This window comes from Burkholderia sp. Bp9090, assembly GCF_003857985.1.
Lineage (GTDB): Bacteria > Pseudomonadota > Gammaproteobacteria > Burkholderiales > Burkholderiaceae > Burkholderia.
In genome coordinates this window covers 22,551-45,935 of sequence record NZ_QTPV01000049.1, presented here as the reverse complement: position 1 = coordinate 45,935, position 23,385 = coordinate 22,551, and the positions used below count along the sequence as shown (strand labels likewise).

Below are 23,385 nucleotides of genomic sequence, written 5' to 3'. Positions count from 1 at the left end.
TCCGGGCCGCGTATCTGCGTTGTTCAGCAGCGTTGTACTGGTGCGGCCCGAACCAGAAGGCGACACGTCGATGAATTTTCGATTTCCGACTCGATTCGGGACCATTGCTTTATTTTTTGCGCTGACGGGCTGTGCGGTGCCATCCAGCCAGACCACCGGCAGCGCCAACCAGAAGAACGCGGTCAACAAGACGGCCGCGGCCGCGAAAGCGGATGACGACAAGCAGCAACTGAATTTCGATTCCGCGCTGGCATCGATGCCGGCTGCCGACAGCAAGGACGCGAAGAAGTCGTCGCTGGCGGATGCCGAGCCGATCGACGGCAAGGATGTGTCCGAGTTCCGCCAGACGGGCCGGGCATCGTGGTATGGCCGGGATTTCCACGGCCGCCGCACCGCGAACGGCGAGCGCTTCAACATGAACGCGCTGACCGCCGCGCATCGTACGCTGCCGCTGTCGTCGTACATCAGGGTGACGAACGCGTCGACCGGCAAGTGGGTCGTCGTGAAGGTCAACGATCGCGGGCCGTACAAGCGCGGCCGCGTGCTCGACCTGTCGTATGCCGCTGCCCGGATGATCGGCCTCGTGCACGCCGGCACGGGCCGCGTGAAGATCGAAGGGCTGTCGCCGCAGGAAGCGCGCGAGGCACGCGACGAAATGTTGGCGTCGGTCTCGGCGAGGTAACGCGGCGGTTCGTCCGCCTACGCAAAAGGGCTGCCTTCGGGCAGCCCTTTTGCATTTCCGCGTGCCGGGCGGCGGAGGCCGTCCGTGCTCGCGCGTCAGCCTTCCTTCAGCACCAGCGCGCGCGCATACAGCGCGTTGCGCGACGCGCCCGTCAACGCGGCCGCGAGCTTCGCCGCGCTCTTCACCGGCACTTCTTCCAGCAGCAGCTTGAGCAGCGCGTCGTGCGCGGTGTCGTCGGCTTCGCCGCCGTCGGCCGGCGCGCCTTCCACGACCAGCACGAACTCGCCGCGCTGCCGGTTCGCATCGCCGTCGAGCCAGCTCTGTCCTTCGGCCAGGGTGCCCTGGAACAGCTGCTCGTGTAGCTTGGTGAGCTCGCGCGCAATCAGCAGCCGGCGCGCGGGGCCGAACACGTCGGCGAGGGCGGCGACGGTGTCCGCGATCCGGTGCGGCGCTTCGTAGAAGACCAGCGCGTACGGGTGCCGCACGAGCGCCTGCAGCGCGCTCGCACGCTGCTTCGCCTTCGGCGGCAGGAAGCCCGCGAACGTGAACGTGCCGGCCCAGTCGCCCGCCACGCTCAGCGCGGTCACGGCCGCGCTCGCGCCCGGCAGCGGAATCACCGCGAAGCCGGCCGCGCGCACGGCGTCGACGAGCCGCGCGCCCGGGTCCGAAATGCCGGGCGTGCCGGCGTCCGACACGTACGCGACGCGTTCGCCGGCGCGCAGCAGCTCGATCACGCGCAGCGCGGCTTCGCGTTCGTTGTGCTCGTGCACGGCGACGAGCGGCTTCGAGATCCCGTAGCGGGCCAGCAGCTGGCCCGTGTTGCGGGTGTCTTCGGCCGCGATGCGGTCGGCGAGGCCGAGCACGTGCAGCGCGCGCAGCGTGATGTCGGCGGTGTTGCCGATCGGCGTCGCGACCACGTAGAGCGCGGCGTCCGGGTAGTGCTGTGTTTGCGCGAGTTCGAGGAGGGCAGTCATGGCAGGCAATGCGCGCAATCGCGGCGCAAGCGGAACAAGGACGGCATTGTGCCACGCGGCGCCTGCCGCGCCGGGCGGCGAGCGCGGTTTGCCGCGCGGCGGCGGCAATTTTTCCGGCACGACGCGATCCAGGTCGGTTGGCGCGACGTTCGAGCAGCGCGCGCGGCAGTTCCTGGAGCGCCGCGGTCTCGCGTTCGTCGCGGCGAACGTGACGATGCGCGGCGGCGAACTCGACCTCGTGATGCGCACGCCCGACGGCACGCTCGTGTTCGTCGAGGTGCGCGCGCGGCGCAGCACGCGGCACGGCGGCGCGGCCGCGAGCATCGGCTGGCGCAAGCGGCGGCGTCTGGTCGCGGCCGCGCTTCATTTCTGGGTGCGGCATGGCGCGGGTGCCGCGTGCCGTTTCGACGTCGTCGCGTTCGAGGCCGGCCGGCTCGAGTGGCTGCGCGATGCATTTCGTGCCGACGATGCGTAGCCGCGAGCTGTGACGAGATGTAAAGAGTTCTCGTCATACCCCCGGAGAGGGTGCCGGAGTGCGGTAAACTCGCCGCACCCATGACGTTGCGCGCGGTGTGCCCACGCGCCCAGTTCACCAGGAATCGATGTCAGTCGAACGTATTCAGCAACATTTCCGTGACAGCGCCGCGCTACACGCCGAAGCGGCCGACGCGCTGTCGCTGCCGATCGCAGCCGCGGTCGATGCGATGTTCGCCGCGCTGGCGAACGGCAACAAGATCGTCGCGTGCGGCGACGGCCCGTCGGCTGCCGCCGCGCACTACCTCGCCGTGTCGCTCGTCGGCGGCTTCGAGCGCGAGCGTCCGGGCCTGCCCGCGATCGCGCTGGCCACCGACGCGTCGCAGGGCGGCCTCATGGGGGCATCCGCCGTCGACCAGCTGTTCGCGCAGCAGGTGCGCGTGCTCGGGCAGACCGGCGACATCCTGCTGGTGCTCGACGCGAGCGGTGCGTCGCCGCGCGTGCTGGCCGCGATCGACGAGGCGCACGAGCGCGAGATGACCGTCGTCGCGCTGACGGGTGGCGACGGCCAAGCCGTCGCGGCCGCGCTGTCCGATACCGATATTCCGATCAGCGTGCCCGCCTCGCGCGCGGCGCGCGTCCATGAAGTCCATCTGCTGACCATCCACTGCCTGTGCGACGGCATCGACGCGATGCTGCTGGGTGAGGATTGAACGAAGGAGAGCCGTCGATGAACCAAAGCCGCGTCAAACAGACGCTCGTCAGAACCACGTTGCTCGCCGCGCTGACGGCGGGCCTCGCGATGTCGCTGCAGGGTTGCGTGCTCGGCGTGCTGGGTGCGGCGGCCGGCGGCGGCGCGCTGATCGCGACCGATCGCCGCACGCTCGGCGCGCAGACCGAGGATCGCGAGATCCAGGTCAAGTCGCTCACGCAGATCAACAACGGGCTGCCGGACCAGTCGCACGTGAACGTGACGGTGTTCAACCGCCGCGTGCTGCTGACGGGCGAAGTGCCGAACGACGCATCGAAGCAGCGCGCCGAGGAAATCGTGCGCGGCATCAACAACGTGAACGGCATCGTCAACGAGCTGTCGGTCGAGCCGGCATCGTCGCTGTCGTCGCGCGCGAACGACTCGTATCTCGAAGGACGCGTGAAGTCCGAGTTCATCGCGACAAAGGGGCTGTCGGCGAACTACTACAAGGTCGTCAGCGAGCGCGGCAACATCTATCTGATGGGCCTCGTGACGGTCGACGAAGGCAATCGCGGCGCGGATGCGGCGAGCCAGGTGCCGGGCGTCGAGAAGGTCGTGAAGGTGTTCCAGTACATCCAGCCGCAGGACGCGCAGGCATTGCAGGCCGCGTCGCCGAGCGGGGCATCCGGCGCGCAGCCCGCCGCCGCGCCCGCGGATGCCGCGACGGTCGGTGCCGTGCCCGATGCGTCGGTCCAGTCCACGCCGCTGCAACAGCCGGCGCCGATCTCGAATTCGTCGAGCGTGCATCCGGGTAACCCGAAGGCCACGCCGCAATGAAGTCGACGCAGATGAAGTTGAAGCAATGGATGGTGCAGGGCGCCGCGGCGGCCGCGTTCGCGGCCGGCGCGCTCGGCACGGCGCATGCGGACGTCGGCGACGGCCTGAAGGTCGCGCGCGGCAATGCCTGCATGGGCTGCCACGCAGTGGACCGCAAGCTCGTCGGTCCGTCGTTCAAGGACATCGCCGCGCGCTACAAGTCCGATCCGCAGGCCGTCGCGAAGCTGTCGAAGAAGGTGAAGGACGGCGGCTCCGGCGTGTGGGGCGCGATTCCGATGCCGGCACACCCGCGCATGAGCGACGCGGATCTGCGCTCCGTGGTCGAATGGGTGCTGGCCGGCGCGCCGTCGAAGTGACGCGCCGGGGTGACGGAACCCCTATTGCCAAGCGCGGAAATGCATGTGTATGATGGTCGTCTGTTGGGGCGGTAGCTCAGCTGGGAGAGCGTCGCGTTCGCAATGCGAAGGTCGGGAGTTCGATCCTCCTCCGCTCCACCAACGGATTCCGAAGGGCCCGGTCGCAAGACCGGGCCCTTTTGTTTTTTCCGCGTGTCCCGCTCCGCCGCCGTCACCCCCGCCCGAAACTCGGCCGCTTCGGATCGTACGTCCAGCCCGGCACCAGATACCGCATCGCCATCGCATCGTCGCGCGCCGTGCCGCCGACCTCGCGATACAGCGCATGCGCGGCCTCGACCTGCGCCATGTCGAGCTCGATCCCGAGCCCCGGCCGCTCCGGCACGGCCACCTGGCCGCCGACGATCTCGAGCGGCTCGCGCGTGAGCCGCGCGTCGCCTTCCTGCCAGATCCAGTGCGTGTCGATCGCGGTGATCGTGCCGGGCGCCGCCGCGGCCGCGTGCGTGAACATCGCCAGCGACACGTCGAAGTGGTTGTTCGAGTGCGAACCCCACGTGAGCCCCCAGTCGCGGCACAGCTGCGCGAGCCGCACCGAGCCCTGCATCGTCCAGAAGTGCGGATCGGCGAGCGGGATGTCGACCGCCTGCAGCCGCACCGCATGATCCATCTGCCGCCAGTCGGTCGCGATCATGTTGGTCGCGGTCGGAATGCCGGTCGCGCGCCGGAACTCGGCCATCACCTCGCGGCCCGAATAACCGGCTTCCGGCCCGCACGGATCCTCCGCGTACGCGAGCAGATGACCTTGCCCGCGACACAGCGCGACCGCTTCGTCGAGCGACCACGCGCCGTTCGGGTCGAGCGTCGCGCGCGCGTCGGGAAAGCGCGCCTTGATCGCCGCGATCGCTTCCATTTCGTCCGCGCCGGCCATCACGCCGCCCTTCAGCTTGAAATCGGCGAAGCCGTAGCGCTCGACCGCGGCCTCGGCCTGCCGCGCGATCGCGGCCGGCGTGAGCGCGGCTTCGTTGCGCAACCGGAACCACGGATCGGCGGCGTGCGTCTCGTCGCGATACGGCAGGTCGGTGCGGCGCCGCTCGCCGATGTAGAACAGGTACGCGAGCATCGGCACCGCGTCGCGCTGCTGGCCTTCGCCGAGCAGCGCCGCGACCGGCACGTCGAGATGCTGGCCGAGCAGGTCCAGCAGCGCGGCCTCGATCGCGGTGATCACGTTGTCGAGTCGCAGGTTGATCTCGTGCGGCTGGCGCAGCACGGCCGCCTCGCCGGCCGACGTCACCTCGTGCCGGATCGTCCGGCCGGCCGTCGCACCGGCGCCGGACAACGCCGCGCGCACCGCGTTGAGCGTCGCCTGGTAACGCCCGATCGACTGGCCGACCACAAGATCGGTCATCCGCTCGAGCGCCTGGCGGATGCCTTCGCCGCCGGGCACTTCGCCGACGCCCGTGTGGCCGCTGTTGTCGTCGAGGATCACGAGGTTGCGCGTGAAATACGGTGCGTGCGCGCCGCACAGGTTCAGCAGCATGCTGTCGCGGCCGGCGACGGGGATCACCTGCATGCGCGTGACGCGCGGCGTGCCGGCACGGCGGGATTCGGACATCGGTTCGCTCCTGGTTCCGGTGATGCACGGGCCGCCGGACCCGCCGGCGCGGCCCGCGCCGTTCAGTTCAGCTCGACGCGGCGGATCTCGCCGACGACGAACAGGTAGCAGATCACGGCGACCAGCGCGTGCGCGACGACGTACACCAGCGCGCCGTTGAACGAGCCGCTGCGGTCGACGATATAGCCGATCGCGATCGGCGTGGTGATGCTGGAAAGATTGCCGCACGTGTTGAGCAGCGCGCCGCTCAGGCCGGCGATCTGGCGCGGCGCGGTGTCGGCGTTGACGGCCCAGCCGAGCGCGCCGAGCCCCTTGCCGAAGAACGACAGCGCCATGAACAGCACGACCAGCACGTGCGAGTCGGTGTAGTTGCAGACGATCATCGACATCGACAGCAGCATGCCGATCACGATCGGCACCTTGCGCGCGACCGACAGCGACTGGCCCTGCTTGAGCAACGCGTCGGACACGATGCCGCCGAGAATCCCGCCGAGGAAGCCGCACACGGCCGGGATCGACGCGACGAGCCCCGCGTTGAGGATCGACATCCCACGCGCCTGCACGAGATAGACGGGGAACCACGTGATGAAGAAGTAGGTGAGCGCGTTGATGCAGTACTGCGCGACGTACACGCCGACGAGCATCCGGTTCCTCAGCAGCGCCTTCACGTGACGCATCGACGGTCCGCCGTCGCGCGCGCCGGTCGCCTGGTCGATGTTGACGAGCGCGCCGCCTTCGGCGAGGTAGTCGAGCTCCGCATCGTTGATACGCGGGTGCGCCTTCGGGTCGTACATCGTGCGGTTCCACACCAGCACGAACGCGAAGCCGAGCACGCCCATCACCGCGAACACCGACTGCCAGCCGTACGCGTGCACGAGCCAGCCCATCAGCGGCGCGAACACGACGGTCGCCGCGTATTGCGCGGCATTGAAGATCGCCGACGCGGTGCCGCGCTCCGCGGCCGGGAACCAGGTGGACACGATCCGGCTGTTGGCCGGGAACGACGGTGCCTCGGCCGCGCCGACCAGGAAGCGCAATCCGAACAGCAGCGCGAACGCGGCTGCGCCGCCGAAGAAGCCGATGCCGCCCTGCAGCAGCGTGAACAGCGACCAGAAGAAGATGCTGAACGCATAGACGATGCGCGACCCGAAGCGGTCGAGCAGCCAGCCGCCCGGCAGTTGCGCGATCACGTACGACCAGCCGAACGCCGAGAAGATGAAGCCCATCTGCACGTGGCTCAGGTGCAGCGCGCGGGCCAGCGCCGGACCCGCGATCGCGATCGCCGCGCGATCCGCGTAGTTGATCGTCGTGACCGCGAACAGCACGGTCAGCACGAGCCAGCGCACGCGGGTGCGCCGGGCCGTTGCCGACGCGGACGCCGGCAATGCGTGAAGCGGATTCATCAGTGTCTCCTCCGAAGGGCGGAAGGTGCCGTCGTGCGGCTGCGCGTCGGGTGCGCGCGTTTTTTCGTGGTGGTGTTGCCGGCCGGAGGCCGGACGCCGAACGCCGATGCCCGGGGGCACGGCGTCCGGATCATTCTGTCACGGCGAAATATGCGCTTTCATGCCAATTACTGACTTGATCGATTCAGGAATTGAATCGATTGGAGGCGGGCGCGAATTGTGGGCGCGATTCGGCGGAAGGCCCGTTCACGCGTGCGCGTCGTCCGGGGCGGCGCCGTGGTGGGCCGCGACGTGTTCCGCGAGAAACTCGACCGCGGCGCGCACGCCAGGCAACTGGCCGCGCCGGTGCGGCATCAGCAGTGTGGTCGTGACGGTGCCGGCCCGCCAGCCGGGCAGCACGTGCACGAGCGCGCCCGACGCGAGCGCGGCGCCGGCGATCCAGTCGGGCAGGCATGCGATCCCGAGGCCGGCCGTCGCGGCCTGCAGCAGCAGCGTCGACTCGTCCGCCTGCATTCGGATGCGCGGGGCGACGTCGACGGTGTCGCCGGCGCGCTGCAGCCGCCATGGCTGAGGACCCGGATGAAGCCCGTCGTGCCGCGCGAGGTCGGTCGGCGCGTCCGGTGTGCCGGCACGCGCGAGATACGCCGGCGACGCGACGGCGACGATCGGCGACGTGGCCAGCGGCCGTTGCACGAGTGCGGAATCGGGGAGCGGCGCGAAATGACTGCGGACCGCGATGTCGAAGCCTTCCTGCGCGATGTCGACGAGCCGGTCGCTCGCGTGAATCTGCAGCAGCAGCTTCGGGTGCGCGATCGCCAGCGCCGGCAGGCATGGCGCGAGGATGTGCTGCGCCACCGGCACCGAACTCGTGATCCGCACGACGCCGGCCGGTTCGGCCGCCTGCCGCAGCACGGCGTCGCGCGCGCTTTCGGCCTCGATCACCGCCGCGCGCGCATGCTCGAAGAATTCGGCGCCGACCGGCGTCAGCCGGAAGCTGCGCGACGTGCGATGCACGAGTCGTGCGCCGAGCGTGCGCTCGAGCTCGGCCACGCGCTTGCTGACCGTCGATTTCGGCAGGTCGAGCCGACGTGCGGCCGCCGACATGCTGCCCGCGTCGACCGCCTGTACGAAGAGGTAGAGATCGTTCAGATTCACTGTCAGCGTCCACCAGGAGAAACGACGGGTTTCGATTCTAGCGGCTACTGCGCGATCGTTCGTCATGGGAGCATGATTGCTCGATCAACTTCTGCGAAATCCCCATGTCTCCGATCCTTCTCTACGGCATTCCCGCCGGTTGCTCGTTCGGCTCGATCGTCGCGCTCGAATGGGCAGGCCGGCCTTACCGGCTGTCGCGCATCACGATGCCGGGCCTCGTGACGAGCGACGCGTTCCTCGCGCTGAACCCCGCCGCCGAGACACCGGCGTTCGTGACCGCGAACGGCGACGTGCTTACCGAAAGCGTCGCGATCCTCGGCCATGTCGGCGCACAGGCGCTCGACAGCGGCCTCGCGTTCCGCCAGGGCAGCGCGGATTTCGACCGTCTGAACCGCATGCTCGCGTGGTTGAACACGACGTTCTTCAGCGCGTTTGGCGCGCTCTGGTACGTGTACGAACACGGCGCCGAAGGCGCCGAGAAAACCGTGCTGCAGGCATACGGTCGCGGCAAGGTGCTGAAGGCGCACCGTCACCTCGAAGCGCTGCTCGAGCGCGGCGACGGTCCGTGGCTGCTCGGCGCGCAACGCACGCTGGCCGACGCGTATTTCGCGGGAATCGCCCGCTGGGCCGACTATCACGCGGTGTTCGAGCAGGATGCGTTTCCGCACGTCGCCGCGCTGCGCGCACGGCTCGCCGACGACGCCGGCGTGCAGTTCGCTCACGCGATCGAGGAAAACCGGCCGCTACCGGCGTCGTCGGCCTTCGAAGGGCATGTGTCGCTCGACGATGCGCTCGCCAGCGCGCGCGTGACCGCGATGCCGGCCGCGACGCCCTGAAGACGGGGCAGCGCGCTCACCCGACGCGCACGGCGTCGGCAAATTTTTACCCGGGTGATATTGACATTCAATTTATACCCGGATAAAAATAGCGTCATTCCGATTTCTGCCCACGGGCGACCACGATGACGCTCTCCACACTTCTCCCTTCCTACACGGCGTTCGACGGCCACCGGCGCGTCGCGTCGGGCCCGCTCGCGACGGTGGCGGTCGCGGTCCGGCAGGCGGCCGGCGACGCCATGTCCGGCACGATCGTGATCTTCGACGACGCGACCGGCCGCTCGATCGACCTCGACCTGCGCGGCACGGCGGACGATATCCGCGCGCGTTACGCGGCAGCGCCGGGCGATGCATCCGCGCCCGCCGCGGAGGGAGGCGGGGCGGGCGAACAACGCGGCCGCGGCCGTCCGAAGCTCGGCGTCGTGTCGCGCGAGGTCACGTTGCTGCCGCGTCACTGGGAGTGGCTCGCCGCGCAGCCGGGCGGCGCGTCCGTCGCGCTGCGCAAGCTCGTCGAGGACGCGCGGCGCACGCATGCGGCGGCCGACCGGCGCCGCGACGCGCAGGCACGCGCCTATCACTTCATGTCCGCGATCGCGGGCGACCTGCCCGGTTTCGAGGAGGCCGCGCGCGCGCTGTACGCGAACGACCTCGCGCGGCTGGCCGAGTGGGTCGCCGGCTGGCCGGACGACGTGCGCGACCATGCGCTCGCACTGGCGCGCGGCGATCTGCCGCCGTCGACCGAAGACTGCTGAAGGAGCACACGACGCGATGACGACGTTCGATCTGAACCGCGGCGCGATCGCGCCGGTCGCCGACGAAGCCGACCTCGTCGACCTGCGCGTGACCGGCACGATCCCGCCCGAACTCGACGGCACGCTGCTGCGCAACGGCCCGAATCCGCCGGGCGGCCGTTTCGAAGGCAACGACGTGCTGTCGTGGTGGCCGGAAGCGGCGATGCTGCACGCGATCGCGTTCGAACGCGGCCGCGCCGCGGGTTACCGGAACCGCTGGGCCCGCACGCGCCGCTGGGCCGATGTTCACGCACCGGAGCAGGCGCCGCATCTGCCCGACACGAATCCGAACGTGAACGTGCTGCAGCACGCGGGCGAATTGCTCGCGCTGGCCGAAGGCGGCGCGCCGCTCGCGATCACGGCCGCGCTCGACACGCTCGGTGCGCCCGCGCGGCACGCGGCGTTCGGCGGCGCGATGACCGCGCATCCGAAGGTCGATCCGGTGACCGGCGAACTGATCCTGTTTCGCGCGGACTGGCGCGCGCCGTGGCTGCGCTACGGTGTCGCGGACGCGCAGGGCGTGCAGCGCGTCGACCTCGCGGTCGACGTGCGCGCGCCGTCGATGATGCACGACCTCGCGATCACCGAGACCCGCAGCCTGCTGCTCGACCTGAACGTGGGTTACGACTTCGCGATGCTGAAGCACGGGCACCGGATGCCGCTGCGCTGGCACGACGACCGCGACGCGCGGATCGGCGTGATGCCGCGCCACGGCGGCGACGTGCGCTGGTTCGGGATCGAGCCGTGCTTCATCCAGCACGTGGTGAACGCGTACGACTGCGATGCGTCGTGCATCGTGCTCGATGCGGTGCGCTATCCGTGGTTCCTGCGGCTCGACGCGCGCACCGGCCGGTTCGCCGACAACCCGGTCGGCGAACTGTGGCGCTACGTGATCGATACCGCGAACGGGCTGGTCGACGAGGGGCCGCTCGCCGATGGGGGCATCGAGCTGCCGCGCATCAACGAAAGCCGGACCGGGCGCCGCTACCGTTACCTGTATGCGGCCGAGCAGCCGAACCACACCGAGATGCGCGGCGTGATGCGCTTCGATCACATGCGCGGCACGACGACGCGTTACGCGGTGCCGGCCGGCGACCAGAACGGCGAGCCGGTGTTCGTGCCGCGCCCGGGCGGCACCGACGAGGACGACGGCTGGCTGCTGGTGGTGGTCTACCGCGCGGCGACGGATACGAGCGACGTCGTGATCCTCGATGCGCGCGCGATCGACGCGGCGCCGGTCGCGACCGTGCACCTGCCGCGCCGCGTGCCGGCCGGGTTCCACGGCGCGTGGGTGCCGCGCGAGCGCCCAGCGTGAGCGGCCGCACGCGTCACTGCGCGCGCAGCGCGTCGACGATGCTCAGCCGCGCGGCGCGCATCGCCGGCAGGAACCCGCCGACGAGCCCCATCACGAGCGAGAACAGCAGCGTCTTCACGACGATCGCGGGCGTCAACACGAAACGGAACGACAGGTCGGAGAAAGTCTGGAAGTTGGTCGTCGAGAACGACGCGAACTCCATCAGCGACGCGCACGCGAGCCCCGCGACGCCGCCGACGAAGCCGAGCAGCAGCGCCTCCAGCAGGAACGCGGCGAGCACGTTCATGCGCTTGAAGCCGAGCGCGCGCAGCGTGCCGATCTCGGCGGTGCGGTTCGCGACCGATGCATACATCGTGATCATCGCGCCGATCATCGCGGCGATCGAGAAGATCGTCGACAGCGTGATGCCGAGGATGTTGATGAAGGTCGACAGCGCCTTCGACTGGTCGCCGTAAAACGTCTGCTCGCGCTTCGCTTCGTCGGTGAGGCGCGGGTCGACGTCGATGTCGGCCTTGAAGCGCGCGAAGCCGTCGGCGCTCGGGATGCGCAGCACCATCGACGAATAGCTGGTGCGCCGGAACGACTGCATCAGCTGGTCGACGTCGCCCCAGATCTCCGAATCGAAGCCGCTGCCGCCCGCGTCGAAGATGCCGACGACGGTCCAGTCGCGCTGCGCGAAATGCAGGCGGTCGCCGAGCTGCGTGCCGCTGAAGCCTTTCGCGATCGCGCTGCCGACGACGATCTCCGACGAGCCCGGCGCGAACGTGCGGCCGGCGACCAGCTTCACGCGCGGGCGCAGCGCGAGGCCGGCCGGCGACACGCCGCGGATCACGACGTTGGACGGCTTGCCGGTCGACGTCTTCACGAGCGAGATCAGCACGACGGCTTCCTTCGACACCTGCGGCCGGCCGTCGGGGCCGAGCGCGACGGCCGGATGCATCTCGAGCGCGTTGGCCTGCTGGTGGTCGATCGCGCTCTGGATCTCGGTTTCCGCGCCCTTGCGGATCACCACGACGTTGTCGGGTTCGCCGGTCGACACGAGCGTCTGCGTGAGCCCCGCGTCGAGCATCTGCACGGTCGCGAACACGAAGATCACCAGCGCCATCCCGCCCGCGGTGAGCGCGGTGGTGAGCCGCCGGGTCCACAGGTTGCGCGCGATGTAGGTGAGCGGAATGGCCATCGATGCGTGCCTCTAGCCGATCGCCCGCAGGCCTTCGACCACGCGCACGCGTGCCGCCTGCCACGCCGGCACCAGCGCGGCCGCGAAGCCGACCGCGATCGAGCACGCGGCCTGCAGCGCCATCGTCCCGTCCGACACCCTGAACACCGGAAAGATGCCGCCCGCGGCCTGCTTGAAGAGGCTCGCGGCCGGCGGCGTCGCGAGCATCCCGAGCCCGCCGCCGACCACCGCGATCACGACCGATTCGCCGAACACGAGCAGCGCGAGAAAACCGGGGCCGAAGCCGAGCGCCTTCAGCGTCGCATATTCGGCGGTGCGTTCGCGCGCGCTCATCGCCATCGCGTTCGCCATCACGGCCATGATGATCAGGATCACCACGTACGACACGACGCGGATCGCCGCGATGATCTGGTTCGACATCGCGACGAAGCCGAGCTGGAACGCCTGTTCGGTCTCGGTCAGCGTTTCGGCGAGCGAGTTCCTGAACACCGCGTCGACGTTGCGCGCGATCGCGGCGCCGTCGTCCGGGTGCGCGACGCCGAGCACGAACACGCCGACCTGGTCGGCCTGCTTCGGCGTGCGCTTGCGCACCGTCTCGTTCAGGTAGTCCCAGTGGAACACCAGCTGGCGCGTGATCGTCGAGTCGTCGCGGCCGTCGAGAATGCCGCGCACGACGAAATCCCACGTGCCCGGATAGATCGTGCCCTTCAGCGGAATCACGTCGCCGACCTTGAAGCCGAACTGCGTTGCGAGCTGGCGCCCGACGAGGCAGCCGCGGCGGTCGCGGACGTAGTCGGCGCGCTGCTGCGCCGGGAGGATGAATTCCGGATACAGGTCGAGGTAGTTTTCCGACACCGCGAAGCTTGCGAAGAAGTTCTTCGGGTCGCGGTAGATGCCGCCGAACCAGTTCGAGCGGACCACGGCCGTCACGCCGTCGACGCCGCGGATCCGGTTCTCGTAGCTGACCGGCAGCGGGAACACGAGCGAGATCGCGTTGCGCGTGACGAGCCGGCCGCTCGACGCGGCGGCCGCGCCCGCGTACCACGCGTCGACGACGGTGTGCAGCAGCCCGAACGCCAGCACCGCGATGGTCAGCCCGAGCACGGTCAGCAGCGTGCGCAGCCGGTGCCGCAGCGCGTTGCGCGCGATCAGCTTGAACACCATCATCGTGCGCGCTCCCGTCCGTCAGACGGCGTGCCCATCGATCAACTCTCCTTTCTCCAGATGCACGAGCGACTGCGCGGCGGCAGCCGCGTGCGCATCGTGGGTCACCATGATGATCGTCTTGCCGAGCTCGGCGTTCATCCGCTGCAGCATCGCGAGCACGTCGGTGGCCGACGCGCGGTCGAGGTCGCCGGTCGGCTCGTCGGCGACGATCAGCACCGGGTCGGTGATCAGCGCGCGCGCGATCGCGACGCGCTGCTGCTGGCCGCCCGACAGCTCGGACGGGTAATGGCTGGTCCGGTCGCCGAGATTCACCATGTCGAGCACCAGCTCGACGCGCTCGCGCCGTTCGCGGCGCGACAGGTGCGTGAGCATCAGCGGCAGCTCGACGTTCTCGAACGCGGTGAGCACCGGCATCAGGTTGTAGAACTGGAAGATGAAGCCGACGTTCGCCGCGCGCCATTCGGCCAGTTGCGCTTCCTCGAGCCGCGAGATGTCGAGGCCGCCCACGCGCAGCTCGCCGCTGTCGGGCCGGTCGATGCCGGCGACGAGATTGAGCAGCGTGCTCTTGCCGGAACCCGACGGCCCCATCAGCGCGACGAAGTCGCCTGCGCCGATGTCGAGCGTGATGTCGGTCAGCACCGGCACGACCTGGTTGCCGCGCCGGTACGACTTCGCGACGTGGCTGATCTCGACGAGGGGCGGCGAGGCGTCGTTCACGCGCGCCACGCTACTTCTTCGCGACGGCGACTTTAGCGCCGTCCTTCAGCTTCGCGCCCGGCGCGAGCACGACCGTATCGCCGGGCTTCACGCCGCGGATCGCGACGAGTTCGCCGATCCGCGCGCCTCGGGTCACCGCCGTCGCACGCACCGTGTCGTCCTTCACGACGAACACGACCGGGCGGCCGTCGCGCTCGACCACCGCGCTCGCCTGCACGGCCGTCACCGGCTGCCGGTCCTGCGGCGACGCCGGCTTCGACAGGAACGCGATCTTCGCGCTCATGTCGGGCAGCACGCGCTCGTCGCGGTCGACGAAACGCACCTTCACCAGCACGGTCGCCTTCGAGCGGTCGACGGTCGGCACGATGCGCGACACGCGACCCGCGAAGCGCATGTCGGGCAGCGCGTCGAGCTGGATCTCGCACGGCTGCTCCGCGCGGATCTTCGCGATGTTCGATTCGGCGACGTCGGCCTCGACCTCGAGCGTGTCCATGTCGGCGATCGTCACGACCGCGCCCTTGCTGTCCGACGCGGACGAGAACGGCGTGATGTTGTCGCCGACGTTCGCGTGCTTCGCGAGCACGATCCCGTCGAACGGCGCGCGGATCACCGTCTGGTCGACCGCAACCTGCGCGGCCTGCGCATTGGCTTCGGCGGACGCGATCGCGGCTTCGTCGCTGTTGATCGACGCGCGTGCCTTGTTCACGCGGGCCGTGTCGATGTCGAGCTGCGCGGCCGGCACCGCGCCCTTCGGCGCGAGCGCGGCGGTGCGGCGCAGCGCGATCTCCGCATCCTTCAGCTCTGCCTGCGCGACGCCGAGGTTCGCACGGGAGACCTGCGCCTGCGCGCGTGCCTGTGCCAGCGACGCCTGCACGTCGCGGCTTTCGAGCCGCGCGATGATCTCGTCCTTCTTCACGCGCGTGCCCTCGAGCACGCCGAGCCACTCGACGCGACCCTGGCCCTTCGACGCGACCGCCGCCTTGCGCTGCGGCACGACGTAGCCGGTCGCGTTGAGCTGGGTGTCGTTCTGGTACGGGTAGGCGGACGTGACGGAGGTCGTGTCGACCGTCGGCCGGCCGGTGAGCGCCAGCGCGGCGACGATCGCGACGATGACGAGCGCGGCGGCGACCGCGTAGCGGACCCACCGGCGCCGGCGTGGCGCGGGTGCGATCGGACGCCGGTCGATTTTCAGTTTGTCCAGATTGTGATCGGGCAATTTGGGCGCCTTGCGACGGCGGCGGTCTCGTGACCGGCCGCGTCCGGTTGGGACGGAAGGTGGCCAGTATAGCGTCGGCGCGACGGGCGCGAGAGCCGGTTTGTCGGACGATTGACGCAGGTCCCGGCGGCGCGTCGCGCGGGCGCGAAACCCGTGCCCCCCCGGGGAAACCCGAACGATGCAAGCTGCATGTCAACTCGCCGCGCGGGCGATGCGTTATGGAGCCTGTGCGTCAGTATTTGCCGAGGCGGAAAGGCGAGAGCCGACCCGTCCGGTGGCGACCGGGAGCCCGGCGCGACTGATGTTCCGATGCGGATGCCTCGCATCTCTTACCGGTACGTTTGACTTTTTCTCCGCTAAAGGAAGAACAATGAAGAAGACGCTCGCTTCGATCATGACCGCAGCATTCGCTCTCGCATCGGTTTCGGCATTCGCACAGGCGTCGGCGCCGGCAGCCGACACGTCGGCCGCTGCACCGGCACCGGCCAAGAAGGATCACAGCAAGCCGAAGCACCAGCTGAAGCAACACGGTTCGGCCAAGGGCAAGGCGAAGGCTGCAGCCGCTTCGGCCGCCGGCACGAACGACGCAGGCACGCAGAACTAAGCACGCTTCACCGGGCCGGCGCTGCCGGCTCCCTGTCGCGAAACCCCGCACGCTCCGGCCTGCGGGGTTTTGTTTTTTCAGGCGTCCGCCACGTCCGGAACGACGCAGGCGCGCAGAACTAAGCACGCTCCGCCGGGGCCGCCGCTGCCGGCCGGCCGTCGCGAAACCCCGCACGCTCCGGCCTGCGGGGTTTTGTTCTTTCAGGCGTCCGCCACGTCCGGAAACTCGAGGGCATCGGGCGGCGGCGCGCGCATCGCATCGACCACCGCGCGCATGCGCCGCCAGTGCGACCCTTCCCAGAACACGCGCCGGCACACGTCGCACGCGGCAAAGCGCCGGTGCCGCTGGCGCACGCCCGGCGGCACGCGCGGCGCGGCGTCCGCCGCATCGAGCGCGTGCAGCGGCGCGTTGCAGCGCAGGCACAGCCGGAACGGCCGCATGTGCGGCGCGAGATCGAGCCGCGCGAACAGCTCGCGCAGCTGCGCGTCCGGCTGCTGCGCATGCAGGTAGCAGCCGCGCACGACCGCGCGGCGCTTCAGCAGCTCGCGGTCGCGGGTCAGCACGATCCGGCCTTCGCGCGCGGCGAGCGCCGCGAGTTCGTCGTCGCGGTAGTGGTTGTCGTAGCAGGTGTCGAAGCCGGCGAGGCGCAGCAGCTGCGCGAGGCCGCCGAGATGCGCGTCGGCGACGAAGCGCCAGCGGTCCGGTTGCGGCAGCGGCGAGGCGGCCGCCGGCTGCGCGCGTTCCGGATGGATGTCGACGCGGTCGCCGTCGCCGAGCGGCCGGTCGAGGGCGGCCGGTGCGCCGTTCACGCAGAGCAGGCCGATTTCCGTATGCGGGACGCCGAGTGCCTCGATCGCGTGCTTGACCGTCGCGTCGCGCGCAAACGCATGCGCGAACGCGCACTCGCGCTGCTCGCGCGCGAGAAACGCGTTCAGTTCGCCGTGGAAGCGGAAGGTCGCGGTCGCCATTGGCGCAGTATCGCACCGCGCACGGCCGGTCGCCGGGGGCTGCAGGCCGCCGCCATCTGTGTTTAACTCCCCGCTTCACGGGTCGAAGGAGCGGGGAAATGGATCTCGGATTTATCGGGCTGGGCGAAATGGGGCAGGCGATTGCGACGAACCTGCTGAAGGCGGGGCACGCCCTGCGGGTCTGGAACCGGTCGCGCGAGCGCGCCGAGCCGCTCGCCGCGCTGGGCGCGCAGATCGTCACGACGCCGGCCGACGCGTTTCGCGGCGACGCCGTGTTCTCGATGCTCGCCGACGACGCGGCCGCGCGCGAAGTATTCGACGACGCGCTGCTCGCGCAGGCGCCGCGCGGCCTGATCCACGTGAACATGGCGACGGTGTCGGTCGCGCTCGCCGAGTCGCTCGCGCACGCGCATGCGTCACGCGGCCTCGAGTACGTCGCCGCGCCCGTGATGGGACGCCCGGACGTCGCGGCGGCCGCGCGCCTGACGATCATGGCCGGCGGCCCGGCCGAGGCGATCGACCGCGTGCAGCCGCTGTTCGACGCGATCGGCCAGAAGACCTGGCGGTTCGGCTCGCTGCCGCAGCATGCGAACGTCGCGAAGATCGCGGCGAATTTCACGCTCGCGTCGGCGATCGAGACGCTCGGCGAGGCGTCCGCGCTGCTCGGCGCGCACGGCGTCGCGATGCGCGATTTCCTCGACGTGATCACGAACAGCGTGTTCCCGGGGCCGGTCTACGCAGGCTACGGCGGGATGATCGCCGAGCGCAGCTACGAACCCGCGCGCTTCAAGGCGCGCCTCGGGCTGAAGGACGTGCGGCTCGCGCTGGAGGCCGGCGACGCAGCGTCGGTGCCGCTGCCGGTGGCGAGCGTCGTGCGCGACAGCCTGCTCGATGCGCTCGCGCACGGCGGCGGCGAACAGGACTTCGCGGTGCTCGGCGAAGTCGCGCTGCGCCGCGCGGGCCGCTGAGCCGACGCGGGACAAAAACGCCGCGCGCACGGCATAATCGACATTTCATTTCTCTTTCGATCGGGGCGGTCATGAACCTGCATACGTGGTGGCTTTTCGTGGCGACGGTGTTCGTCGTGTCGGCGATTCCGGGTCCGAACATGCTGCTCGTGATGACGCACGGCGCGCAGCATGGGCTGCGCCGTTCGGCGTCGACGATGGCCGGCTGCCTGAGCGCGCTGGTGCTGATGCTCGCGGTGTCCGCGGCGGGGCTCGGGGCGGTGCTCGAGGCGTGGCCGACGACGTTCGATGCGTTGCGCTTCGCGGGCGCCGCCTACCTGATCTATCTCGGCGTGAAGGCGTGGCGCGCGCGCGTCGACGACACGCCGGCCGCGGACGTCGATGCGGTTTCGCAAGGCGCGTCGGCATCACGCTGGGCGCTGTTCCGCAACGGTTTCCTGGTCGCGGGCAGCAACCCGAAGGCGATCCTGTTCGCGGCCGCGCTGCTGCCGCAGTTCATCAATGCAGCCGAGCCGACGCTGCCGCAGTTCTGCATCCTCGTCGTCACGTTCGCGGTGATCGAGGTCAGCTGGTATCTCGTCTACGCGTCGTTCGGCACGCGCATCGGCGCGACGCTGAAGAGCCAGAGCGTCGCGAAGGTGTTCAACCGGCTGACGGGCGGCATCTTCGTCGGCTTCGGCGCGATGATGGCGCTGGTCCGTCACTAATTTCGGCCTGCGCGGCCCACGCGGCCCGTCGGGCGCCCCGCGCCTCGTCAGAGGGCGGGGCGTTTTCATATCCGGGCCCGCGTTACGCGCGCGGCCACGCCGCGGTGCCGGTCCGGCGCCCGCCCGACAAGCCGAACGCCGCGGCCGCGCCCGCGAATGCGAAGCCGACGCCGCACACGGCGCTCCACCCGCCCCACGCCCATGCGCTGCCCGCCAGCGCCGCGCCGAGCGCGCCGCCGACGAAGAACAACCCGACGAACAGCCCGTTCAGCCGCCCGCGCGCGGCCGGATTCAGCAGGTTGGTTTCCCGGCGGCCGATCGTCTGGTCGACGATCACGCCCGCGTCGAGCAGCGCCGCGCCGCCGGCCAGCAGCGCCAGCGCGACGCCGCGATGCGCGTGCGCATCGAAGCCGAACCAGCCGGCGCCGGCGATGCCGAGCACGGTGAGCGCCGCGAGCATCGTCACGTGCGCGATGCGCTGCGCGGCCGGGCCGTGGCCGCGATCGCCGGCATGGCCGGCCAGCGGCGTGACGATCGCGCCGCTCGCGCCGGCGAACGCGAACAGCGCGATGCCGTGCAGGTCGAGGCCGAACGGCGGCTGCGCGAGCCGCAGCCCGACGGCGGTCCAGAACGCGCTGAACGCGGCCATCGCGAGCGCGGCCGACAGCGCATGCCGGCGCAGCACCGCTTCGTCGGCCAGCAGCCGGCCCATCGACGCGAGCAGCGCGCGATAGCCGGCCGCAGCCGGCGGCACGCGCGGCGGCAAGCGCAGCGCGAGCACTGCCGCGATCGCCGCGTTCGCGAGCGCGGCCAGCGCGTAGAACGCGCGCCAGCCGGCCGTGCCCGCGATCAGGCTGGCGAGCGGCCGTGACAGCAGGATGCCGAGCATCAGCCCGCTCATCACGTTGCCGACCGCGCGCCCGCGCTGCGCTTCGGGCGCCATCGACGCGGCCATCGGCACCAGCATCTGGATCACGCTCGACGCGGCGCCGGCGGCCAGCGTCGCGAGCAGGAAGAGGGTGCCGGACCGCGTGAACGCCGGCAGCGCGAGCGCGGCCGCGCACGCGACGAGTGTCGCGACGATCAGCCGGCGGTTCTCGAGCAGGTCGACGAGCGGCACGAGCAGCACGAGGCCGGCTGCGTAGCCGAGTTGCGGCAGCATCGCGACGAGGCCCGCGAGACCGGGCGGCAGGTGCAGGTCGGCGCTGATCGGGCCCGTCAGCGGTTGCGCGGCGAACAGGTCCATCACGATCACGCCGACCGTCGCGGCGAAGAAGAGCGTCATGCCCGTGCTCAGCACGGGCGGTGCAACGTGCGCGGCGCGGCCGGGGGCGGGGCGGGAGTCGGCAGGGCAGTTCATCGGAAACCTGGGGGCGTCGAGCGAAGGAATCCCCATCGTAGGTGCCGGATGTTTATGCGACAATTGAAATATGTCTAACATGATTATGCGAGTTTGCTTTGAATACGCGTGATCTCCAGGCGTTCGTCGCGGTGGTCGACAGCGGGTCGATGGTCGCGGCCGCGGCGAAGCTCCATCTCACGCAGCCGGGCCTCACGCGACGCGTGCAGAACCTCGAGACGCTCCTGGGCATGCCGCTGCTCGAGCGGCAGAGCAAGCCGCTGAAGCCGACCGCCGCCGGGCGCGACGTCTATGCGCTCGCGCGCAACGTGCTGGGTGCGGTCGACGCATTGATGGCGGCCGGTGCGCCCGACAGCGAGCCGTCGGGCGAACTGCGCATCGGCGTGCCGCCGTTCCTGTCCGAGCTGGCGCTCGAGCGGCCGATCGACCGGCTGCGCGACGCGTTTCCGCGGCTGACGCTGCGCGTGACGGCCGGCTGGTCGCCGGCGCTCGTGCAGGGCATCGAGCGCGGCACGCTCGATGTCGCGGCGGTCATGGTGCCGGCCAGCGCGGCGCTGCCCGACACGCTGACGGCCACGCCGCTCGGCACGCAGCCGACGGTGCTGGTCGCCGCGCGCGATTTCCCGCTGCCGGCCGGCCCGCTGTCGCTCGACGTGCTGTCGGGTTTTCCGTGGGTGCTGAGCCAGGACGGCTGCGGGATGCGTTCGGCCCTGAGCCGCGCGCTCGGCGCCGCGGGGCTGCCGTTCGACGTCGCGGTCGAGGCGTTCGGCTCGGAGCTGCAGCTGTCGCTCGTCGCGCGCGGTGCCGGCATCGGGATCGCGTCGCCGAACGCACTGGCGCGCAGCAAGCATCGCGATGCGCTGAGGGTGGTGGAAACGGCGGGGCTGGAAACGCGGATCAACGTGTGGATCGTGCACGGCGCGCTGCCGGGCCGCCTGACGCGGCCGGTCGCGCTGCTGCGCGACACGCTGGGCGAGGTGCTCGACCGGGAGAACGGGAAGGGGTCGGATTCGAACTAGCGATCTAGAGTGCGCAGTCGAGGGAAAATCCTTATTTTCTCTACGGAAATGTTGCAATGCAGAAATTGATTCGCTATAGTTACACCTGTCTCCTCCATGTCTCCTCTGATATGGATTCAGCCCGCCTCTTAGGCGGGCTTTTTTTTGCCCGCGTTTTTTGCGCGGGCCGTCCACTCATCCTCCGTCCTCCATCGCCGGCGTCAGAACTTGTACGTCATCCCGACGTAGCTGATGATCGGGTCGGCCTTCAGGTCCGATTTCGACTCGGAGAGCACCGTGCCGTCGGCCGCCTTGATCGTCACCGTCGACGTCGTCTTCAGCGGGATGTAGGTCACCGACGCGACCAGCCCGAAATGCTCGGTCATGTTGTACTGCAGGCCCGCGTTGAACACCGGCTGCCATGACGACGACGCCTTCGCCTCTACCGATGTCGTACCCGGCTTGCCCGCGCCCGCGGCGAGAATCGCGCCGAGGTTGTCCTGCGTCTGCTTGATGAAGTTCGTGTTGAGTTGCAGGTCGCTGAACCAGTTGTACGACACGCCGAGGCCGAGGAACGGCCGGAACTTCGCGGTCGCCGCCCCGAAGTAGTACTGCAGGATCGCCGCCGGGCTCCACTGCCGCACGCTCTTCACGATCGGGTTCACCGAGGCGAGGCCGATGTTCTGCGTGCCGAGCGCGCCGGCCGGGCCGGGCGGCTTGATCGTGCCTTGACCCGACACCTTGAACACCGGCGGCACGCCCGCCACCGACGTGACCGCGATGTGATCGGTCAGGAAGTGGCTGACCGTCAGGCCGACCGTGTCGGCGCCGCTCGTACGCAGCCCGGTGCCCGGCGACGTGAACGACGGCGGCAGCCGCAGCGGCGTGTTGATCGGCGTCGGCGCGACGTTGGTCGTCATCGGCGTGCTGCTCTGCTGAGGCATCACGTGGAACCAGCCCAGCGTGACGACGTTGCTGCCGGCGCTCTGCGCGTGCGCCGCGAGCGGCGCCAGGGCGGCGGCGCCGGCCGCCGCGCAGAGAAGGGTCTTCTTCATCACGGCTTCCCCCGCTTACTGGACGAACGCGCCGATCGTGAAATACGGCGTCGAACCCGCGTTGTCGAGGAAACCGAACACGCCACCCGTGAAGATGAACTTGCCGGTCGGCGACGTGCTGCCCGAACCCGTGTGGATCGTCGTGACCGTGCCCGGCACCTTCTGCGTGTAATCCAGGTCGAGCGCGGTCGCGAGCGAGGCCTGCGACGGCTGGAACGGATCGAGCAGCGTGGCCTGGTTGTTGATCAGCGCGGTGGTCCGGTAGTCGAACTGGCTGTCTACGCCGATGTATTCGCCGTTTTGCGACCCCGCCGCGATCGCGGTCTGCGGCGCGAGGATCGAGATGCTCGATTCGTCGTCGGCGGTCAGGCCCGGCACACCGTTGCTGTCGGGCGTCGGGTTCGGGTTCGCGACACCCGTGCGCACGAGGATCGGCACCAGCTGGTTGCGCAGTTTGCCGACGATCATGAAGCCCTTGCCTTGCGGCGTCGCCGACAGCGTCGGGCTCAGCTGGCTCCGGTAGTTGTTGCTCTGGAACGCGCCGCTGCCGTCGGCCGACTGCACGAAGTTCGTGCCCTGCTGCATGCACGCGCCGCCGGCGAACTGGCCGGTCGTGTCGCACTTGGTCCACGTGCCGTCCGCGTTGATCGTCACCTTCGCATCGATCGACGCCGGCGCGAATTTCTGCGACGGCACTTCGCCGAAGCCGATGTGGCTGTACGTGCCCGCGACCTTCGTGATGTCGGTTTCGATCGACGAGAAGCCGATGAACGGGTAGTACGGGAATTTCGTGTCGGGCACCGCGGCCTGGCCGAGCACGCCGTCGAACTGGATCTCCTTGCCGGGAATCGTGCCGCCCGCGACACCGAAGCCGACGAAGATGCGCGCCGGACGCGACGCATCGAGGCTCGCGCCGTTCAGCCGGAATGCGCACTGGTTCAGCTTGTTGGTCGGCAGCATCGTTTCCTGCGTGAGCGTGCCGCTGTCGACGGTGCCCGCGCGGGTCGGCGTGACGGTGCCGGTCTTTTGCGGCACCGGCGATTCGACATAGGTGACCTGCCAGGTCATCTTGGTCGTGTCGAGCTGGACCTTGGCCAGTTCGCCGCTGCCCGCGCCGCCGGTGTACACGGTGTTGTAGTCGAGCGTGGCGGGGCAGAGCCGGTCTTCGACGAGCGGGGGCGGGTTGTCGCCGCCGCCACCGCCGCATGCGGAAAGAAGGGGGGCGGCAAGGGCCGCCGCGAGAACGAGGTTGCGCTTCATGTTGCTCCTCCAGATTTGTCTTGTCGGGCGGCCGGCTCCCTGTCGGCCGCTTCTGTTGCTTG

General features: G+C 69.8%; 24 protein-coding genes and 1 tRNA gene. 13 read left to right on the top strand and 12 right to left on the bottom strand.

Translation table 11 applies throughout. The features are described from left to right. The first annotated feature begins 70 nt into the window (after nucleotides 1–70). Nucleotides 71–682 carry a septal ring lytic transglycosylase RlpA family protein gene (locus tag DIE16_RS31005; protein ID WP_124486878.1) on the top strand — a complete coding sequence of 204 codons (612 nt, stop codon included), beginning with the start codon at nucleotides 71–73 and terminating at the stop codon, nucleotides 680–682. A 95-nt stretch (nucleotides 683–777) separates the two neighbouring features. On the opposite strand, the gene rsmI is transcribed toward DIE16_RS31005, so the two are convergent. Continuing rightward, the gene (gene rsmI, locus DIE16_RS31000; protein ID WP_124520490.1) at nucleotides 778–1,656 is read right to left on the bottom strand and encodes a 16S rRNA (cytidine(1402)-2'-O)-methyltransferase; all 879 of its coding nucleotides are present in this window, start codon (nucleotides 1,654–1,656) and stop codon (nucleotides 778–780) included. Nucleotides 1,657–1,702: 46 nt separating this feature from the next. On the opposite strand from rsmI, the gene DIE16_RS30995 reads away from it, so the two are divergent. The 5 genes from DIE16_RS30995 to DIE16_RS30975 all read left to right on the top strand — a co-directional run bounded on the left by DIE16_RS30995 (nucleotide 1,703) and on the right by DIE16_RS30975 (nucleotide 4,155). Next, entirely contained in the window at nucleotides 1,703–2,131 is a 429-nt protein-coding gene (locus DIE16_RS30995; protein ID WP_124486891.1) for a YraN family protein, read from the top strand. A gap of 127 nt (nucleotides 2,132–2,258) precedes the next feature. Further along, nucleotides 2,259–2,843, top strand: coding sequence for an SIS domain-containing protein (locus DIE16_RS30990; RefSeq protein ID WP_124520491.1), 585 nt, complete (start codon nucleotides 2,259–2,261; stop codon nucleotides 2,841–2,843). Nucleotides 2,844–2,860: 17 nt separating this feature from the next. Continuing rightward, on the top strand, nucleotides 2,861–3,658 hold the full coding sequence (locus DIE16_RS30985) for a BON domain-containing protein (RefSeq protein WP_124894041.1): 798 nt from the start codon (nucleotides 2,861–2,863) through the stop codon (nucleotides 3,656–3,658). Continuing rightward, nucleotides 3,655–4,014, top strand: a complete 360-nt coding sequence (locus tag DIE16_RS30980) for a c-type cytochrome (protein ID WP_124894040.1) — start codon at nucleotides 3,655–3,657, stop codon at nucleotides 4,012–4,014. The genes DIE16_RS30985 and DIE16_RS30980 overlap by 4 nt, the downstream gene beginning before the upstream one ends. A 65-nt stretch (nucleotides 4,015–4,079) precedes the next feature. After that, nucleotides 4,080–4,155: transfer RNA gene (locus DIE16_RS30975), tRNA-Ala, on the top strand. Between the two features lie 70 nt (nucleotides 4,156–4,225). On the opposite strand, the gene DIE16_RS30970 is transcribed toward DIE16_RS30975, so the two are convergent. The 3 genes from DIE16_RS30970 to DIE16_RS30960 all read right to left on the bottom strand — a co-directional run bounded on the left by DIE16_RS30970 (nucleotide 4,226) and on the right by DIE16_RS30960 (nucleotide 8,247). Continuing rightward, a complete protein-coding gene (locus DIE16_RS30970; protein WP_124894039.1) occupies nucleotides 4,226–5,623 on the bottom strand; it encodes an enolase C-terminal domain-like protein in 1,398 nt (465 codons plus the stop codon). 62 nt (nucleotides 5,624–5,685) lie between these two features. Next, nucleotides 5,686–7,026, bottom strand: coding sequence for an MFS transporter (locus tag DIE16_RS30965; RefSeq protein ID WP_124489222.1), 1,341 nt, complete (start codon nucleotides 7,024–7,026; stop codon nucleotides 5,686–5,688). A gap of 246 nt (nucleotides 7,027–7,272) precedes the next feature. Continuing rightward, nucleotides 7,273–8,247 (bottom strand): LysR family transcriptional regulator, encoded by a 975-nt coding sequence (locus DIE16_RS30960; RefSeq protein WP_124894038.1) that lies wholly within the window; start codon nucleotides 8,245–8,247, stop codon nucleotides 7,273–7,275. A gap of 38 nt (nucleotides 8,248–8,285) precedes the next feature. Between DIE16_RS30960 and DIE16_RS30955 the strand changes: the two genes are divergently transcribed. The 3 genes from DIE16_RS30955 (at nucleotide 8,286) to DIE16_RS30945 (ending at nucleotide 11,123) form a co-directional block, all read left to right on the top strand. Further along, nucleotides 8,286–9,017 (top strand): glutathione S-transferase family protein, encoded by a 732-nt coding sequence (locus DIE16_RS30955; RefSeq protein ID WP_124571398.1) that lies wholly within the window; start codon nucleotides 8,286–8,288, stop codon nucleotides 9,015–9,017. A gap of 125 nt (nucleotides 9,018–9,142) precedes the next feature. Continuing rightward, nucleotides 9,143–9,769 carry a DUF2239 family protein gene (locus tag DIE16_RS30950; RefSeq protein WP_124668268.1) on the top strand — a complete coding sequence of 209 codons (627 nt, stop codon included), beginning with the start codon at nucleotides 9,143–9,145 and terminating at the stop codon, nucleotides 9,767–9,769. A 16-nt stretch (nucleotides 9,770–9,785) separates the two neighbouring features. Next, the gene (locus DIE16_RS30945) at nucleotides 9,786–11,123 is read left to right on the top strand and encodes a carotenoid oxygenase family protein (protein ID WP_124894037.1); all 1,338 of its coding nucleotides are present in this window, start codon (nucleotides 9,786–9,788) and stop codon (nucleotides 11,121–11,123) included. 13 nt (nucleotides 11,124–11,136) lie between these two features. Here DIE16_RS30945 and DIE16_RS30940 read toward each other — a convergent pair whose 3' ends face one another. Genes DIE16_RS30940 through DIE16_RS30925 form a run of 4 tightly spaced genes read right to left on the bottom strand, consistent with a single transcriptional unit; the run spans nucleotide 11,137 to nucleotide 15,403 of the window. After that, on the bottom strand, nucleotides 11,137–12,303 hold the full coding sequence (locus tag DIE16_RS30940) for an ABC transporter permease (RefSeq protein WP_124668270.1): 1,167 nt from the start codon (nucleotides 12,301–12,303) through the stop codon (nucleotides 11,137–11,139). Nucleotides 12,304–12,315: 12 nt separating this feature from the next. Further along, complete coding sequence (locus DIE16_RS30935) at nucleotides 12,316–13,470, bottom strand: ABC transporter permease (RefSeq protein ID WP_124489227.1); 1,155 nt, start codon at nucleotides 13,468–13,470, stop codon at nucleotides 12,316–12,318. An 18-nt stretch (nucleotides 13,471–13,488) separates the two neighbouring features. Beyond that, the gene (locus DIE16_RS30930) at nucleotides 13,489–14,187 is read right to left on the bottom strand and encodes an ABC transporter ATP-binding protein (protein ID WP_124520499.1); all 699 of its coding nucleotides are present in this window, start codon (nucleotides 14,185–14,187) and stop codon (nucleotides 13,489–13,491) included. A gap of 10 nt (nucleotides 14,188–14,197) precedes the next feature. Next, nucleotides 14,198–15,403, bottom strand: coding sequence for an efflux RND transporter periplasmic adaptor subunit (locus DIE16_RS30925; protein WP_124894036.1), 1,206 nt, complete (start codon nucleotides 15,401–15,403; stop codon nucleotides 14,198–14,200). A 370-nt stretch (nucleotides 15,404–15,773) separates the two neighbouring features. Here DIE16_RS30925 and DIE16_RS30920 point away from each other — a divergent pair, with 370 nt between their 5' ends. Next, nucleotides 15,774–16,007: a hypothetical protein gene (locus DIE16_RS30920; RefSeq protein WP_044846339.1), complete on the top strand. Its 234-nt coding sequence runs from the start codon at nucleotides 15,774–15,776 to the stop codon at nucleotides 16,005–16,007. 200 nt (nucleotides 16,008–16,207) lie between these two features. On the opposite strand, the gene DIE16_RS30915 is transcribed toward DIE16_RS30920, so the two are convergent. Next, nucleotides 16,208–16,975: a Mut7-C RNAse domain-containing protein gene (locus DIE16_RS30915; protein ID WP_124894035.1), complete on the bottom strand. Its 768-nt coding sequence runs from the start codon at nucleotides 16,973–16,975 to the stop codon at nucleotides 16,208–16,210. 56 nt (nucleotides 16,976–17,031) lie between these two features. Here DIE16_RS30915 and DIE16_RS30910 point away from each other — a divergent pair, with 56 nt between their 5' ends. Beyond that, entirely contained in the window at nucleotides 17,032–17,943 is a 912-nt protein-coding gene (locus DIE16_RS30910; RefSeq protein ID WP_260434486.1) for an NAD(P)-dependent oxidoreductase, read from the top strand. A 71-nt stretch (nucleotides 17,944–18,014) separates the two neighbouring features. Continuing rightward, on the top strand, nucleotides 18,015–18,650 hold the full coding sequence (locus DIE16_RS30905; RefSeq protein ID WP_124571404.1) for a LysE family translocator: 636 nt from the start codon (nucleotides 18,015–18,017) through the stop codon (nucleotides 18,648–18,650). Nucleotides 18,651–18,732: 82 nt separating this feature from the next. Here the strand turns inward: DIE16_RS30905 and DIE16_RS30900 are convergent, their stop codons facing one another. Beyond that, a complete protein-coding gene (locus tag DIE16_RS30900) occupies nucleotides 18,733–20,010 on the bottom strand; it encodes an MFS transporter (protein ID WP_124894045.1) in 1,278 nt (425 codons plus the stop codon). Between the two features lie 98 nt (nucleotides 20,011–20,108). On the opposite strand from DIE16_RS30900, the gene DIE16_RS30895 reads away from it, so the two are divergent. Next, nucleotides 20,109–21,029 carry a LysR family transcriptional regulator gene (locus tag DIE16_RS30895; RefSeq protein ID WP_044846334.1) on the top strand — a complete coding sequence of 307 codons (921 nt, stop codon included), beginning with the start codon at nucleotides 20,109–20,111 and terminating at the stop codon, nucleotides 21,027–21,029. Nucleotides 21,030–21,229: 200 nt separating this feature from the next. Here DIE16_RS30895 and DIE16_RS30890 read toward each other — a convergent pair whose 3' ends face one another. Both DIE16_RS30890 and DIE16_RS30885 read right to left on the bottom strand, forming a co-directional pair. Then, a complete protein-coding gene (locus DIE16_RS30890) occupies nucleotides 21,230–22,063 on the bottom strand; it encodes an OmpW family protein (RefSeq protein ID WP_044846333.1) in 834 nt (277 codons plus the stop codon). Between the two features lie 15 nt (nucleotides 22,064–22,078). Further along, nucleotides 22,079–23,323 carry a DUF2957 domain-containing protein gene (locus DIE16_RS30885; protein ID WP_124489230.1) on the bottom strand — a complete coding sequence of 415 codons (1,245 nt, stop codon included), beginning with the start codon at nucleotides 23,321–23,323 and terminating at the stop codon, nucleotides 22,079–22,081. Nucleotides 23,324–23,385: the final 62 nt, after the last annotated feature.